This is a genomic window from Bradyrhizobium sp. KZN70725, assembly GCF_055264925.1.
Genome location: NZ_JBUYWT010000035.1, coordinates 73,431 through 88,877, shown reverse-complemented (window position 1 = coordinate 88,877; position 15,447 = coordinate 73,431). Strand labels below are relative to the sequence as shown.

Below are 15,447 nucleotides of genomic sequence, written 5' to 3'. Positions count from 1 at the left end.
CTTCAGATCGGAATGCCGGCCGGTTTTATTTCGGAACGGTGGCCGGCTTCATTTCGGAACGGTGGCCGGCTTCAAATCGGAATACCCGGCCGGAATAAATCGGAATCCGCAGGCATGACCGCGTGAGTTGCGGGATAATCAGCTGAAGCACGTGACGGCGGACTAACCTGTCCTGGTCGTGATCTGCTTTGTCGAATGCGGCAATACCGGCCGCGAGGCGATCGTGGTCATCTTGCCTCGAGGCCAGTGGTGTGTTCACGCCAACTGGACGAAGCCATCCAAATGCTGGAGAGCACCAGGCAACGCTCGCTCCTGAACAGCGAATTGTGGTCGGGCGGAAATTGGCCAGCGTAGATCGATCAAGACTTACGGCCGCCGCACGCGTCTCACGATCCGGCAAGGAGACTTCGAGCGAAGAGTTTACGAAGCCGGCGGCCGCGCACCAAGTTCGAGCATGTCCTGATGGAACTTAGAAAGCCGATCAGCAACAAGATTTTTCCCCGTCCGAAGCGAGCAGAACCGAAGTTGCGCAGGTCCTTTTCAAACTACATCTCGCCGAAGCCGGCACCCATCCAGGCTCAGTCAGATCACCCTCATAGAAATATGGCAGCGAGCGTACCAAGCGCACCGAGCATTAGCCCGATCAGCGAACCGGTTGTCGGAATGTCTCCAAAGAGGAGAAGGGTGAGTATCGGTTCCACCACCAGAATAGCTCCCACTGATATTGCGACAATGATCCAGATATTCTTCAGATGCATGTAGCCCAGCGCGTATCCGAAAACGAGAAGGATGCCACCGAAAGATATCAGCAGAAACATCGGCAGGAGCATTGTCACATCCCCGCCGGATTTTCCAAACCGCCTTGAGGCAATCAACTCGGCGATGATCGAAATCGCTTCTCCAAGGAAAATCGCTGCCACGGCTACAACCTTCAATATCAAGCTCATCGACCTTTACGGTTGCAGCTATCCAAGGTGGCCGGAAGATGGGGCTTTGAGGCGCCCTTGGCCTTGCCCTTTTCGCTTGTCAGGCGCCTGCAAGGCAGCCCGGGCCCGCTACACCTGTCGCTCCTTACGCGGGCTCCACAACGCCTGCCCGGTTACCGACCGGATCCCGACATGCAGCGATTGTTTGGCGCCGATCAAACCGCTTTCGCTACCTGCGGCAACGAAAGCGGCTCAAGACAAACCCAACCGCACCGCGTGCCGGCTGCCACCGACGCGATCAGGGACTAGGCTACAATCTGCACGGGCAGCGCGGAATAGCCGTGAACGAAGTTTGACGCGATTCGCTCGGGCTCGCCGACAACCATGACGTCGAGCCCTGCACGCAATATTTCCTCCCAGAGGATATTCAACTGCAATTGCGCAAGATGCCGACCAACGCACCGATGGATACCAAATCCGAACGACAGATGCTGCCGCACATTCTTGCGGTCGATCACAAAGCTGTCGCCATTCTCGATGACTTCTTCATCCCGGTTGCCAGAGATGTACCACATAATGACCTTGTCGCCCTTGCTGATCTGCTTTCCACCCAGAATGCAATCTGCCGTGGCGGTGCGGCGCATATGGGCGATCGGTGTCTGGTATCGAATAATCTCGGACACGGCGCCCGACACCAGCCGCGGATTGTCGCGCAGTTTTCGCAGCTCGCCGGGGTACTGATTCATGAACAGGACGCCGCCGGTCACCGAGTTGCGGGTGGTGTCGTTGCCTCCGACGATCAGCAGGATCAGATTGCCGAGAAACTCATCCGGCTCCATATGGCGCGTGTCGGGCGAATGTGCCATCAGGGAAATCAGGTCCAGGCGCGGCTCGGCATTAATGCGCTCGTTCCAAAGTCGTGTGAAATACTCAAGACATCCGGACAGGATTGTCCTTCGCTTTTCCCAGCTGTCGATGGCATGGCCGGCTCTCGGAGGTGTGACAGCTACATCTGACCAATAGGTCAGGAGCCGACGGTCTTCGAAGGGAAAGTCGAAAAGCGTGGCGAGCATCTGCGTCGTCAGCTCGATCGAGACCATATTCACCCAATTGAACGGATCATTGCGCGGCAAGCCGTCCAGAATCACCCTGACCCTCGAGCGGATCAGACTTTCAAGCTTCGTCAGGTTGTCCGGTGCAACTATCGGACTTACGGTGTTGCGCTGCCGTGCGTGTTTTGGAGGGCCCATCTTGATGAAGCTCGGGGTCCAGTGCTCGTCAGGCACGTCGACGATCGTGACACCCTGCTCTGATGAGAATGCCTTATGGTTTGTATCCACCGCGACAATATCGCGGTACTTCGTGACGGACCAATAGGGGCCATAGCGGCTGTCTTGGCAGTAGTGAACGGGATCCTCCCTTCGCAGCCGCTCGAAGTACCCCCATATGCTGTCATCCTGAAAGCGCTTGGCTTCGCTTACATCCAGCTTGCTCAGCGGGATACTCGACGCCCCATCGGCTCTACGTGCCGATCTCGCTTTCATGATGGGCTCCGCAGATTTTGCTCATTCGAGAGCACACGGGTCCGCATAGTCGCTATCCCCGACCGCCCTGGTGTGTTGGTTGCGAGCATGTCCTCGCTCCAACAGAGTATCTCAAAGCGCGAGGCGGCCTCTCCTACCATTTCCGGCAGTCAGAACCGCATTGACTTTCCATATCGATCTGCTTGTGGCTGGCCGAGAGCCATCATCCCATGGTTCGGCGCCAGGGCTGCGCTGTAAAGGGGCGCAAGCTCAGAACGCAGCTCCGCCACCCGCATGCCGCGAGGCTAAGCTTGTCAAACTCGCAACGCATACGCGTTTGAACGCCGGCCGAGTGCGCAGGTTCACTATCGACTGCCTGCTCTGTCGACGCCATGACGGCCGATCCTCCACAAGCATAAGGACCTGAGCGACTGATGGTGAGTGGCGCCAGATCCAGCGGCTTTGCTGTCACGGGTCTGCGATAATCATTTCGAGCGGACCAGATCGATGTCACGCGATGTGGCCTTGCTGCGCGGTCTCCAGCGGACTTTCGCGAAAAGTCCTAGGTGCACCAGAATCGAAGCGCAAAAGCGTTGTTGCGTTCGTGCTAGATACGGCCGAAAGTAGCCCATACTCCCTCTTCGCCGTCCCAGCTGCCGCGGCTCGCTGCCTTGGAGTACTCCGTAGCGCGCTGCTCGAAGAAGTTGGCGTGCTCGACCCCATTGAGGATCTCGACCAGCCAGGGCAATGGATGCGGCTTGAGCTGGGTAAACCCGCTCTGACCAGCCTCAAAAAAATCGAAGACCGGGGCAATCCCGAGCTGGGTCAGCCGCCAATCGGCGACATAGCGGACATAGGCATGGATCTGCTCAGGGCGCATGCCGTCGATCTCGCCGAGACCAAAGGCGAGATCAACGAAGTTTTCCTCCAGCTTCACCATGGTCCTGGCGACGTCGATGATGTCGTCGCGAACGGAGCTCGTCACCGCGCCAGTTTCGCGGTGCCATTCGTGAAATAGCTTGATGATGCCCTCGCAGTGGAGACTCTCGTCGCGAACTGACCAGCTTACGATTTGTCCCATGCCGTTCATCTTGTTGTGCCGCGGAAAGTTAAGCAGCATGGCAAAGCTCGCGAACAGAGCCATGCCTTCAGTAAAGGCGCCGAACATCGCCAGGGTGCGAGCGACGTCGGCCACAGTATGGACGCCGAATTCGTGCATGTAGTCAGCCTTGGCGCGCATCTGCGCATAGCCGCGGAATGCCTCGAACTCGGCCTTGGGCATGCCAAGCGTCTTGAGCAACAGCGCATAGGCGTCAATATGGACGGTCTCCATATTGGTGAAGGCAGCCATCATCATCTGCACGGTGAGCGGCTGGAAAATCGGGATGTAGCGCTTGAGATAATTGTCACCGACCTCGATGTCCGATTGAGTGAAGAAGCGGAATATCTGGGTGAGCAGCGCGCGCTCGTTGGCAGTGACACGATCCGACGCCCAATCCTTGAGGTCGGAGCCGAGCGGAACCTCCTCGCCCATCCAATGGGTCTGCTGCTGACGTTTCCAGAACTCGTAAGCCCAGCCATAGCGATCAACGTCATAGCTTCCGGTCGAGTCCAGGAGGCCGACCCGTCCCTTGCCGATCAACGTGCGCGGATCGACAGCCGAGAGGTCAATCACTGACATGCAAGGCACTCCTCATAGTCGGTGCGCTGCGGCTGCGGTCGTTCCGCCTCGTCACGGCCGCTGATTTTGCCGGCGAACGCTGCGCGCGAGATCGACTTCGAACGGCAGTAATAGAGGCTTTTCAATCCGCGCTCCCATGCCGTCCAATGCAGCATATGGAGATCCCACTTATCGACGTCGGCCGCCAGATAGAGGTTGATCGATTGGCTCTGGCAGATGAACGGCGCGCGGTCGGCGGCGAGCTCGATGATCCAGCGCTGGTCAATCTCGAAAGCGGTGCGAAAGATCGCTTTCTCGTGCTCCGAGAGGATGTCGAGATGAGCGACCGATCCCTCGTGCGCTATGATCGACTGCCATATCGCCGGGGTGTTGGCGCCTTTGGCCGTGAGTACCCTGGCGAGATGCGGATTGCGCACCGAGATGGCGCCAGACAATGTCTTATGGGTGTAAATGTTGGCCGGGACTGGCTCGATGCAAGCGCTCGCGCCGCCGCAGATAATGCTGATCGAGGCGGTCGGCGCAATTGCGATCTTATGGCTAAATCGCGCCATCACGCCGCGTTCCAGCGCATCCGGGCAAGGGCCGCGCTCGCGAGCGAGCGTCACCGACGCCGCGTCGGCATCCCGCCGGATTTTCCGGAACATGTTCAGATTGAACGACTTGGCCAGAGCGCTCTCCATCGGAATGCCCTTGGCCTGAAGGAACGAGTGCAAGCCCATGACGCCTAGGCCGACGGAGCGCTCGCGTAGGGCAGCATAGCGGGCACGCCTCATGCCCTCCGGCGCCACCGTGATGAAGTGGGTGAGCACGTTGTCAAGGAAACGCATGATGTCTTCGATGAAGCCCGGCTCCTCGCTCCACCGGTCCCATGTCTCGAGATTGAGCGATGAGAGACAGCACACCGCGGTGCGCTCCTCGTCGCGATGATCGATGCCGGTCGGCAGGGTAATTTCGCTGCACAAATTGGAGGTCGAGACCTTGAGGCCGAGGTCGCGCTGGTGCTTGGGAAGGGCGCGGTTCACGGTGTCGATGAACAAGAGATAAGGCTCGCCGGTCTGCAGCCGGTTCTCGAGGATACGTTGCCACAGCTGGCGAGCATCGATCTCGCGAACCATTTCGCTGGTCTTTGGACTGCGAAGCGCGAACGCTGTCCCGGCTCGCACGGCATGCATAAATTCGTCAGTAACGTTGATGCCGTGATGCAGGTTGAGGCTCTTACGATTGAAGTCGCCGGACGCCTTCCGGATCTCAAGGAACTCCTCTATCTCGGGATGTTGGACATCGAGATAGACTGCCGCCGAGCCGCGCCGCAACGAGCCTTGACTGATCGCCAGCGTCAGGCCGTCCATGACGTGGATAAACGGGATGATGCCCGAGGTGACACCGCCCTTAACCTTCTCGCCGATCGAGCGAACATTCCCCCAGTAGGTACCGATGCCGCCGCCGTTGGAGGCAAGCCAGACGTTCTCGTTCCAGGCGCCGACAATACCTTCGAGCGAATCCGAGACCGAATTGAGGAAGCATGAAATGGGTAGACCACGCAAGCTGCCGCCATTCGAGAGCACCGGCGTCGCCGGCATGAACCACAGTCGAGACATTGCATCATATAGACGCTGAGCATGTGCAACATCGTCCGCAAACGCGCACGATACCCGCGCAAAAATGTCCTGGACGCCTTCGCCGGCGAGCAGATAACGGTCGGTCAATGTCAGCTTGCCGAACGATGTCAGGAGGCTGTCGCGCGATCGATCAAGGGCAAGGTCAGACGGCTTTGGAGCTGGCGCGAGGGGACGCGGCAGCGGAGCCAGCGATGGAGGCGGCGCAACAGACCGCTGAAGCGGGGCAAGCGCTGCCTGTGCTTGCGCTGCCCGCACACTGGATGGTGTAACGAGATGACCCTGCTGATCGAAATCAAAAGACGGCGACATCGGCAACCCCGCGATGTTTGGAGCCGGGGCCACGGACGACTTGCAGGAGACAAACGTCCCTCAGTGCAAGCGCTCCACCGGGGCACCCCGCCCGAGGACGTTTGTTCTGTCGCGGCAGGTCTCCTGGCTTGCGGGTCGCTGCGGCTGTCGACCTTCCCGGCGCGTTTCTGCGCCAGTGGCCCATGATGACAACCGCTCACCGCTTACAGTTGCGGGGGCAGCCCCGGAGTAGCCGTTCGGCGCACCGGGTTCCCTCTTAGCTTCCTGTCCTACAAGATAAAGGATGGAAGAACCATGACAGATCTACATCTAGGCGTCACTTGCCGAGATTCGTCAAGTCTCGTTTGGGGTACATCAAGCTTCAGAAGAGGACACCGCGAAGTCAATGAATGGAGCGGCCGACGCCGAGCACCGGTATGTTCCGCTATCCATACACGTCCACCTGTGGCTGTTCAGGCAAATCAATCCAGAAATCCAGCCGACCATTCATCAGTCTATGCTGATCTGGAACGTAGACCCTACCAAAGGCTCTGAGACCGTTTTTTCCGTTCCGATGAGTATGAGCGGATCTTCAGCTCAAGATCTTCGAAGCTATCAGCGTCAACGATCCAGATGAAATCGTGTCTAAGGCGCTGGAAAGCTATCATGCACGTAGCCGACGCAGTCAGCTCCTCGACGCACGACGCTCCCCGTGCGATCTCGCTGCTCGAACGGCTGAGGGCCTTGAAGAACACGAAAGCTCATCGAGCTCGCAGCGGCTAAGCCGCTGTAAGCGCGACGAAACCGGCTCCCTTCGTGAATTTACCGTCGGCGCAAGCCTTGTCTCACAATGAAGGAGCAGGTCCGCGGCGGCGCGTCCCACCGAGATCGCCTGGTCAATATCTTTCTAGCCAGTATAGCTGCTGTTCGGCGCGCATAGCAGATCGATTTGGTCGCGGCGCATCTAGGTCGCCGCCCTTCTGATCAATTCGGCACGCGCCCGGTGCATGTTTGTAGCGGACCAATTGTCTGGCCCATTCTCGCGATCTGCCGATAAAGGCTTCGCCTACTGTTCGGTGCCCAAAGAAGTCAGGTTGGTCCTACTCGGCCGCGTCCATCAGGATTTCCGGATCGTCGCGCCTCTCATCGCGACCCAGAGCACTCTTCGCAACACGCGAAAGCCTCCAGGGCCGTGCTGGATCACGCCCGACGCGCTTGAATCGTACCCGACGTCATGTTGCAGGATTCGGCGCAAGCCACGACTGTTTGGCAAACAAGCTTGGCATTTCGGACGCGATCGGAACAACGTATGTCGCCTCTGGGCGGTCCCATGTCGGCGATTGACTGCTCGGTCCGGCGACACGGAGATGATGTGGTCCTCAGGATCGAGCCCCCCCGGAGCCCGATTTGCGGCTCTCCTCGACAACATCAAGAGCTGTCGAGCTGACGTGTTTCTGGAGGAAAGGAGGATGCTAGGCGCAGACATGGTGGTAGGCGGCAATCGACACCCAGAGAGAGGAGCGCCGGACTGGTCCTCCTGTACCCTGTTGTCGAAACCAGCGTGGCAAGGCACGGGCTTCATTCAAGGCATCTCGCCCAACGTCCAAACTCCGGTTGCGATCGTTTCAGGCAAGGCGCGACGCCGCGTTAGCTGCGCTCGATCTGCGGCAATTGCCTGCTCCGGCACCTGAAAGGACCAGATACATGACGGCATACCCTAGGGTCTTACAAGAGTTGCGTGTGGTTGAGCCCGGCCATCGGGTATTGGAGATAACCACGACCACCGGCTGCATCGTCAGATGTTCTTATTGCTCCCAGGACAAGTTTGCAGATCGCCAAAGGCCCGTATCCCAAGCCAAGCATCTGGGTGTTCAGGATTTCAAGCAATGTCTCTCACGCGTACCGACAGCTACTGGCATTAGTTTTTCCGGATATTCGGAGCCCTGGTTGCATCCGCATTGCAGCACGATGGTTGAGCATGCTTACGCACGCGGCCACGACGTCCGGATCTTCACGACCCTTGTTGGAATGAACGGGACTGACGTTCGACGCCTGCAAATGCTCCGGTTCAAGACTTTCGTCGTGCACGTTCCCGACGACGGCACTTATATGAACAGCCGCCTCGTCGGAAAAAACTACATCAATGTCATGCGCCGACTGATTGAGGCAAACATTCCCTCGATTCAATTTGTGATCCTGGGTAAAATCCATCCTGATCTAGCCGATGTAATCCCCGCCAAAAAGCTGCAACGCTTGCGGCCGCTGAGTAGCAGGCGAGGACATATAGATCCGAAAATGATCACCCCGCGGCAGCCGATCGCCGGCACTCTGACATGCAATGGGAAACAGCAACATCGGAATGTCCTTCTTCCAAACGGCGATGTTACTTTGTGCTGCATGGATTTTGAGCGGCGTCATGTCCTTGGGAATCTTTTGCGCGACGAGTACGAAGATCTGTTCGAAGGCCGGATATTTAGCGAAATCGCCGACCGCATGAACGGTACGGATGGCTTTCTGCTTTGCAGGACGTGTGAATTTGCCAAACCGGAGCCGGAATGCTGTAGGGCCCCTGCCCGCGCGCTGTGAGGAATGGCCATACCAATGGAAGCTCGCCGCACCAGCTGGACTAGCGCCAGAAGGCGGATCAGAGCGCGCTTCGGCGAAATGCACGAGCCGGGGCCTGCCCGTAAGAGAGCCCCGAGGATCGCCTATGTTCAACTGGTGCGACTGGAAGTGGTAGATGCTTTTCCGGCAGGATGACGAACGATTCGGCCTCGCGGTTGATCTCGTGCCTCTCGATTGATCCAAAAGCCCTTGCCGTCTTCAGTAATTCAACGAGCCGCTCTCCAATGGAAGTTTCGAGAGTACAAGAGAGCGTAACGGGCCTGCCCCACATGCCCGCCTTGACGCGACCAACGTTGCGCTTGCAATTCAGCAAGGTGAACAGCTACAGAACATTCCATCCACGATCGATCACAACGACATCGACTTGCGGATCGTCCCAAGAAAACCCGCACACGGCGGCGCCGGTACCATCAGCTCCCACAAACCCTGCGATGTGGGCATCCGACAAACTCGTTCGCCCGGAAGGTCATCACCTGCACATCGTGAGAGCTGCCGCAGAATCAACTGCGACATCTGCGCTGATCTTCCGCTCAATTAGATGCTCATAACGCAAACAGTTTTGGCCGACTGCCGTTCTCATGAGGAGAGGAACTATCCAGCAGAAGGGGCGATACGCTCTCCTCTCATCAATCGAAAACTCGGCCAATGGCAGACCGATCATCACGATGACAGGCCTGGGATCGTCGCGATCGCGAGCTGAGCGTTGGACCGAGGTCCTCGCATCGCATTTCAGTTCGAACCTCAGTTGAAGGATTTGTCATCCTGCGCTCTCCTTTTCGCGACGCGAACACACAGCATCGCCTTGGGTGCCGCCCTTGTTCGCTATCATTCTCTGTCTTGCTTGGGGGCCACGTCAGGTTTTGGACAGCCACCGCTAGTACCGAGGCGCCGAGACCGATGCAAGCGGAGACGCGACCATGAACCAATTTGACAATATCAACCCTGCCGATAATCGTCCCGCTGCGTCCGAGACAACCGTGGAACAACGGCAACCGCAACAAGCCCACTTTGAGCAGCAGCTGGCAGATGTACAACAGCTGGGGCCTATATATGCTCACAGTCAGCTTTACGATGTCACTCAGGAAGACGATCGCCTGATCCAGGCAGCGTCTGGTGCGGCCCTCGAGCGAGGACCACCGCCCGGGCCGACAACCATCAGCATTTACGATCGCCGCCTTCGCAAGTTGGCTGAGGCGCTGAAGAAGGATGGCAAATCAATAGCGGCCCTCGATGATGATACGCTGCTCGATTGCGCCAAGAAGCTGCTGCCAAACGATAAGATTATCGCCCCAGCATTGTTGATTGTCAGCCGCTACCGCAAGCCTGGCGCCACCCTTCGGATCACGACACACTACCGTCCATCGAACGAAGACGAACGCCTCATTAGGAAGGCCGCCGAGGCAGGCTTCGGTCGAGGGATCGACACGAAAACGGCCGGAAATTACGCAAGCTGCCTCCGGAAGTTGGCGTCAGCTCTCCGCCCCCTGTCCATTGCCAGGCTCAGTGTCGACACGTTGCGCGGTCACGCCGATACTTTGTTCCCGAAAGACAAGAAACTCCGCCACGCTTTGAACAGACTTCGCGACTATCGCGCGGTCATCGGGCAGGACAATTTGGAAGGACAAGGAGGTGGCTCGCATCCGCCAACTCAGCCGGCCGCGCGTTCGTCCATGCTGACTGTCGAGAACCAGCTTTTGGAGAATGCTGCGGATCAGGGCGTATTGCTGGCTGGCAATCTCAATGCTCCGCAGGTTTGGGGTGAAATGGATTTGGCCGCTCATTCTCCCCTACAAAGTGTCGCACAGGATGTGCTTTTCGACAACGCGGCGCGGAGCGGAGAGCGTGCGGTCTCCGGCTTCGATGCACCATTACTTTGGCAGGGAATGCGCGCCCCCGCTTTCTCGTCCGTACAGAGTTTTGCTCAGGAAGAGCTTTTCGATGCTACGGTTCGCGAGAGCCTGCTGGCAGCCGCGCCTTACGATCAATCGGCGCTTTGGCGAACGATGAGCTCAGCCTCCCGTTCGGACCTGCAAAGTGCCGACCAGGCGGAGCTTTTTAATGGCATTGATCGAGATGATTTGCTGCCAGGGATGACCTTCGATGCACCGGAACTGGCATCGCGGGTGAATCCGGTCGTCCCTTCGCCCGTGCAAAGCGCAGCCCAGGAGGAGTTTTTCGAAGCCGCGGCTTTGGAGGGCTTCGTGGTCGCGGACGATCTTGTTGTTCCGGAACTGGACTCTACTGCCAACCTGCCCATTGAAAGTGCCGGCCGAGAAGAGTTTCTCGATGCTGCAACCTCACAGCCGAACTCGCGATTGCTGAACCTTGCCTCTGAACAATACTTCGCACGCATGATGGACCAAGGCGGTGCCGCCCCGGCCACAACGCCACTTCCAGTCAGCGAAAACTTTGACGCTTCTTTGGTCGTTCCAGGTGACTTCTTCCACGGCAACCAGCCCGCGCCGGATATGATGCGCTCCAAATTGGGCCGTTGGGGTCTGTTACCGGACGCGACGCAGCCGGTGAAGACGTACGACATTCACGGTGAGCCCTATGCGGCCGTGTTAGGACCCGGAGGGCACAATGATATTCAGCTTATTCATCTGCGCTCTCTCGCCGTCGGCGACACGTTTGATGTTTCATTCGCCGTGCCGAAGGACTTTTCCCATCGCACCCAGCCGGCTCCCGACACGATGCTTTCTAAGTTGGGTAATTGGGACTTCTTGCCTGATGCGGAGTATCCGGTGATGAACTATGAGATTACCGGTGAACGCTACACGGCTGTGTTGGGACCGAAAGGGCCCAACGACGTTCAACTTATCCACCACCCTAGGTTCGCTTTGCGGGGTGAAGCTGCGCTTGCGACGCCGACGGCTCCCCCGCATACCTATGGCGGCCCTGTATCCGGGTTTAATCCACCCGCCACGCTCGAATTACGAAAGGACGCCCCTTCGACACTGGAGCCAAACCTTCCACTGCCGTCTGCGGCTTCGGCATGGAGCCATCAGCCGGCCCCGCAAATGCCTGAACTCGGAGAGTTGTTCGGCCCAGACTGGAGGCACGGCCCCCGAGAGGCTTCGCCTTTCGTGATCGACATGCTCCAAGACCTGGGCCTTCTGCCGAGCCAGGGCGTCCCCATGACCTGTTTTTTGATCCACGGTCAGCCCTACACGGCCGAAAGCTTACCCGGAGGCCGCATTCTTCTGTTTCATCGGCCGCAATTTGACTGAGTGAGGTGCTCGTTGGCACCTTGTACGGCTACTCAGGCCGCGAAATCACATCGAAGCGTTTGCTTTTAGAGAACTTAAAACCGCAAGCGCATCAGAGGAGAGCTCGGCAAACTTGTCTCCGCGAGCGCGGAGAAGACCTTCAAAGACGCCGCTGGACGGCTTCGCCTTCAACGTCGGTGACGGCCAACACGTCCTTCATATTGAGAATGTCGGCATAGAGATGGACGCCGTCCACGCGGTAGGCGATGTTCGTCGACAGGTTGGCAAGTTTGGTGTCCCGGACATACTCCTTGATTTCGATATCCTTGAGCGGCAACGCGTCGATCTTGGCGCCAGTGCGCTTTGTCGCTCGATCCTTATTCCAAATTGCGGCCTGCCTCTAAAGCTCCTGTCCAGCGCCGAGCGCCTTTTCGGTAATAAAATCGGATGCAACCGCAAATGGTGCGTCCCAGGAAGTTCCGCCAGCCCCAAACGGGAACAATCCACTAGGTTTAAGCCGGCTTTATAGAACGTATCAGGAACTTACGGGAGCCCTGGCCTAGCAAATGTCCACCGAGATCTGGGCCGCCGGGCGCGACCAGCACTTATCTAGATTATTCTTATCATTTTTTGACGAGAATCTTGCGGACGACGACAATACCCACATAATCTCTTCATAGGATGCAGAGATTATGCCGTATATTCACAACACTCCCGGCTGGCCCAATTTCAACTGGAACGTTCAAAGCATTGCTAATCGGCTCGCCGCAGTCCGCCACAAGCAGGGGCGCCTCATAGGCCGCATGGAGCGCCTAGGCTTCCTACTCAAAGCAGAAGCAACACTTCAAAGCCTCACCGAAGAAGTCGTGAAGTCCAGTGAGATCGAAGGCGAAGTCCTCGACCGCAACCAAGTGCGCTCGTCAATTGCTCGCCGATTGGGCGTGGACATTGGTGCGCTTACACCGGCTGACCGGAATGTCGAAGGCATCGTCGAAATGATGCTCGATGCCGCAGAAAAATATGCCGATGAGTTGTCAGCCGAACGCCTCTACGCTTGGCATGCGGCGCTCTTCCCCACCGGACGAAGCGGCATGACCAAGATCGTGGTCGGTGCCTGGCGCACCGAGAAGTCCGGGCCCATGCAAGTCATGTCTGGACCCATAGGGCGAGAGCACGTGCATTACGAGGCTCCCGCCGCCGCACGGCTCGAAAATGAAATGCGCGCCTTTCTGGCCTGGTTTAACAGCCGGGCTGACATGGACCTCGTTCTCAAAGCCGCAATTGCCCATCTATGGTTTGTAACCATACACCCTTTCGAGGATGGAAATGGACGCATCGCGCGAGCCATCGCCGATCTAATGCTGGCGCGTTCCGAGAACAGCACGCACCGCTTCTACAGTATGTCGGCCCAGATCCGTCGCGAAAGGAACGATTACTATGCGGTTCTCGAAAGAACCCAAAAAGGCGACCTGAATATCACCGAGTGGATTAAGTGGTTCCTAGATTGCTTGGACCGTGCCTTTGACGGGGCTGCGGGGGTCCTCGCCAGCGTTCTGCGGAAGGCTACTTTCTGGGACGAACATGCGGGAAAGCAACTCAATGAGCGTCAGCGGGCCGTTCTCAACCGGCTTCTGGATGGCTTCCATGGAAAAATGAGTTCATCCAAGTGGGCGACGTTGACAAAGATTTCCCAAGCGACGGCTTCGAGAGATATTCATGAACTCGTTGCACTCGGCATCCTGAAGAAAGACGCAGCAGGCGGCAGAAGTACCAGCTATTCTTTGATCGAGCCGAGGGTAGAAAGCTCATGAAGGACGATCAAGAAGAGCCTTTGAGAAGACTCTCTCCATGCGACTTGTCCGAACCATCGATTTCGTCAAGTTCGCCGAAACCAAGAATGCCGCCCTTCTTACGTTCTCCTCGGCTTGGATCATCGGTACGATCAACCTGCTAACGAGCCAGGCCAGCTTGCCACTTGGTTACAACGTCGCATTCTGCGCAGCGCTTCTTCTCTTCGCTGTGGGCGGTCTGGTTTGTATTCTGTCGTTTGTCCCGCAGGTGTTGGCTCAGCTTTTTCGAGACGGATGACGACTCCGTCAGCTTGCTGTATTGGGGCGCCGCGCCGAGCACACATTCAGGCGCTGCCTTCTTATTCCATATGCGAGGCGCTCCAAACCCTGAGGGCCCGGGGTGCCAGTCTGGTATCGACGAGTTTGCTCCAGGACTTGCCTACTTCGATCCAGCGGCATTTTCGCGCGGGCAAGGTCTCCAACACTTTTTGGGCAATAGGTGCGAGACTCGCAGCTTCGGAGGTTGGGTCAAGGCTAGCATCTGCAAGGATTTTCACGGCGGTCTCTTTGGATCGCATCCACGCCGCTTCGGTGAACCTGCTCTCCGAGAAATACTCGAAACAGGTGCGAAACGTCAGAGCACGGCCGATGACCTTATGGTTTGGTAATCCCGTCTCACTGAGCCATCGGCGCAAATGGTCGCACCATTCCTTGTTGCTGAAGTCGAGAAGATTGCCACCTTCGAAAATCAAAAGCGCCGCCATGCCGGCGATTTCACATCGCACGTCTTCATCTTGTTTTTCGAACCATTCGCGGATTGCCTGCAAGGGCGTCCTCGGCATCTCGGCCGCGCCGGTCCGTTTGAACGGGACGACGTTTTCCAGTGGGGGCATGCGCGGCCAAGGCTTCCCCTTTGCGTCCCATAAGACCCAACGCTCTGCGATCGCTTTTGCTTCTTCCGGTGATCTGGTCCGCCAAAGCTCCTTGAGCGCCTCGTCGACGTAGTATGAAACATCCGCCTTCAGGCCGCATGTACGCGCGATTGCTGCTAGGCGGCCGGCGTCAAGGAGCCGGGCCGCGAAGTTGTTCTCTGCGTTCATTTTCCGAGGTCTTTCGCGCCCTCTCCAGCGCGTCCCGTTCATTCTGCTCTAAGCGCACTACAAACCCGCTATTCACGCCGTTGAAAGTTAGCGGCGACGTGACAGAACGTCCGTCGGTATCGGCCGAGCAGACGCCGTCTGCCTTATGTCACGCGCCGCTAACTTCAGTGGCCAGCCACGGCCGCAACTTGCGAAGTAGCCATGCCCGGAAAGCCCCTAGGCATGGCTAGGGGTATGCATTCTTTGTGCCAAGCAATAGTCGACAGTCTGGATGACGTTTGTGTTGGGTTTGTCTGCTTCCCGACATACTAAGGTCTCGATCCTAGCAGTGGACCTTGTCGGCAGCGGGCTCATCTTTGCCGTCTCCGCAACCACGCGAGCGACGTCGCTGGTGGATCAAAAGGCCCTTCTGTTTCGCTATTGGCGCTTTATCGGCACCCCTGCAACAACGCTGGGATCCCTCATGGTTAGTTTAGTCCGTCCGGTTCGTACAAAATTCCTGCTCCAAGCAGGTTGCGGTCACTCTTTGACACACAACCTGCGTTCCAATCATCTCATTAGCAGCCTGGCCATTTGTGATTGTGCTTTCTATCTCAGGCGTCTTCAAAATCTTCCGACAACGACGGCAGTCTAACGTCGCCGGTACGTGCATACGAGAGAGATGCACTGACACCCAGTTAGGACAA

10 protein-coding genes and 1 riboswitch are annotated in these 15,447 nt (G+C 57.6%); of the genes, 4 read left to right on the top strand and 6 right to left on the bottom strand.

Annotated elements, in window-relative coordinates; translation table 11 throughout:
* Positions 1 to 593: 593 nt before the first annotated feature.
* The 4 genes from ACZBJS_RS28130 to ACZBJS_RS28115 form a co-directional block, all read right to left on the bottom strand.
* The gene (locus ACZBJS_RS28130) at positions 594 to 935 is read right to left on the bottom strand and encodes a hypothetical protein (protein WP_463439580.1); all 342 of its coding nucleotides are present in this window, start codon (positions 933 to 935) and stop codon (positions 594 to 596) included.
* Positions 936 to 1,231: 296 nt separating this feature from the next.
* Positions 1,232 to 2,470, bottom strand: coding sequence for a cytochrome P450 (locus tag ACZBJS_RS28125; RefSeq protein ID WP_463439579.1), 1,239 nt, complete (start codon positions 2,468 to 2,470; stop codon positions 1,232 to 1,234).
* Between the two features lie 586 nt (positions 2,471 to 3,056).
* Positions 3,057 to 4,130: a ribonucleotide-diphosphate reductase subunit beta gene (locus ACZBJS_RS28120; RefSeq protein ID WP_463439578.1), complete on the bottom strand. Its 1,074-nt coding sequence runs from the start codon at positions 4,128 to 4,130 to the stop codon at positions 3,057 to 3,059.
* Complete coding sequence (locus ACZBJS_RS28115; RefSeq protein WP_463439589.1) at positions 4,121 to 6,058, bottom strand: ribonucleoside-diphosphate reductase subunit alpha; 1,938 nt, start codon at positions 6,056 to 6,058, stop codon at positions 4,121 to 4,123. The genes ACZBJS_RS28120 and ACZBJS_RS28115 overlap by 10 nt, the downstream gene beginning before the upstream one ends.
* Before the next feature lie 96 nt (positions 6,059 to 6,154).
* Positions 6,155 to 6,370, bottom strand: a riboswitch (cobalamin riboswitch).
* Positions 6,371 to 7,741: 1,371 nt separating this feature from the next.
* Here ACZBJS_RS28115 and ACZBJS_RS28110 point away from each other — a divergent pair.
* The gene (locus ACZBJS_RS28110) at positions 7,742 to 8,623 is read left to right on the top strand and encodes a radical SAM/SPASM domain-containing protein (protein WP_456783833.1); all 882 of its coding nucleotides are present in this window, start codon (positions 7,742 to 7,744) and stop codon (positions 8,621 to 8,623) included.
* Between the two features lie 956 nt (positions 8,624 to 9,579).
* Entirely contained in the window at positions 9,580 to 11,892 is a 2,313-nt protein-coding gene (locus ACZBJS_RS28105) for a hypothetical protein (protein WP_463439577.1), read from the top strand.
* Positions 11,893 to 12,031: 139 nt separating this feature from the next.
* Here ACZBJS_RS28105 and ACZBJS_RS28100 read toward each other — a convergent pair whose 3' ends face one another.
* Positions 12,032 to 12,208: a hypothetical protein gene (locus tag ACZBJS_RS28100; protein ID WP_463439576.1), complete on the bottom strand. Its 177-nt coding sequence runs from the start codon at positions 12,206 to 12,208 to the stop codon at positions 12,032 to 12,034.
* A gap of 355 nt (positions 12,209 to 12,563) precedes the next feature.
* Between ACZBJS_RS28100 and ACZBJS_RS28095 the strand changes: the two genes are divergently transcribed.
* Positions 12,564 to 13,682, top strand: a complete 1,119-nt coding sequence (locus ACZBJS_RS28095) for a Fic family protein (protein ID WP_463439575.1) — start codon at positions 12,564 to 12,566, stop codon at positions 13,680 to 13,682.
* A 37-nt stretch (positions 13,683 to 13,719) separates the two neighbouring features.
* Positions 13,720 to 13,959 carry a Pycsar system effector family protein gene (locus ACZBJS_RS28090; RefSeq protein WP_463439574.1) on the top strand — a complete coding sequence of 80 codons (240 nt, stop codon included), beginning with the start codon at positions 13,720 to 13,722 and terminating at the stop codon, positions 13,957 to 13,959.
* Between the two features lie 61 nt (positions 13,960 to 14,020).
* Here the strand turns inward: ACZBJS_RS28090 and ACZBJS_RS28085 are convergent, their stop codons facing one another.
* Complete coding sequence (locus ACZBJS_RS28085; protein ID WP_463439573.1) at positions 14,021 to 14,761, bottom strand: hypothetical protein; 741 nt, start codon at positions 14,759 to 14,761, stop codon at positions 14,021 to 14,023.
* Positions 14,762 to 15,447 lie beyond the last annotated feature (686 nt).

Coding starts and splice junctions, on each gene's coding strand:
- ACZBJS_RS28120 (WP_463439578.1), bottom strand. CDS start 4,130: ATGTCAGTGATTGACCTCTCGGCTGTCGATCCGCGCACGTTGATCGGC.
- ACZBJS_RS28125 (WP_463439579.1), bottom strand. CDS start 2,470: ATGAAAGCGAGATCGGCACGTAGAGCCGATGGGGCGTCGAGTATCCCG.
- ACZBJS_RS28110 (WP_456783833.1), top strand. CDS start 7,742: ATGACGGCATACCCTAGGGTCTTACAAGAGTTGCGTGTGGTTGAGCCC.
- ACZBJS_RS28105 (WP_463439577.1), top strand. CDS start 9,580: ATGAACCAATTTGACAATATCAACCCTGCCGATAATCGTCCCGCTGCG.
- ACZBJS_RS28095 (WP_463439575.1), top strand. CDS start 12,564: ATGCCGTATATTCACAACACTCCCGGCTGGCCCAATTTCAACTGGAAC.
- ACZBJS_RS28090 (WP_463439574.1), top strand. CDS start 13,720: ATGCGACTTGTCCGAACCATCGATTTCGTCAAGTTCGCCGAAACCAAG.
- ACZBJS_RS28085 (WP_463439573.1), bottom strand. CDS start 14,761: ATGAACGCAGAGAACAACTTCGCGGCCCGGCTCCTTGACGCCGGCCGC.
- ACZBJS_RS28115 (WP_463439589.1), bottom strand. CDS start 6,058: ATGTCGCCGTCTTTTGATTTCGATCAGCAGGGTCATCTCGTTACACCA.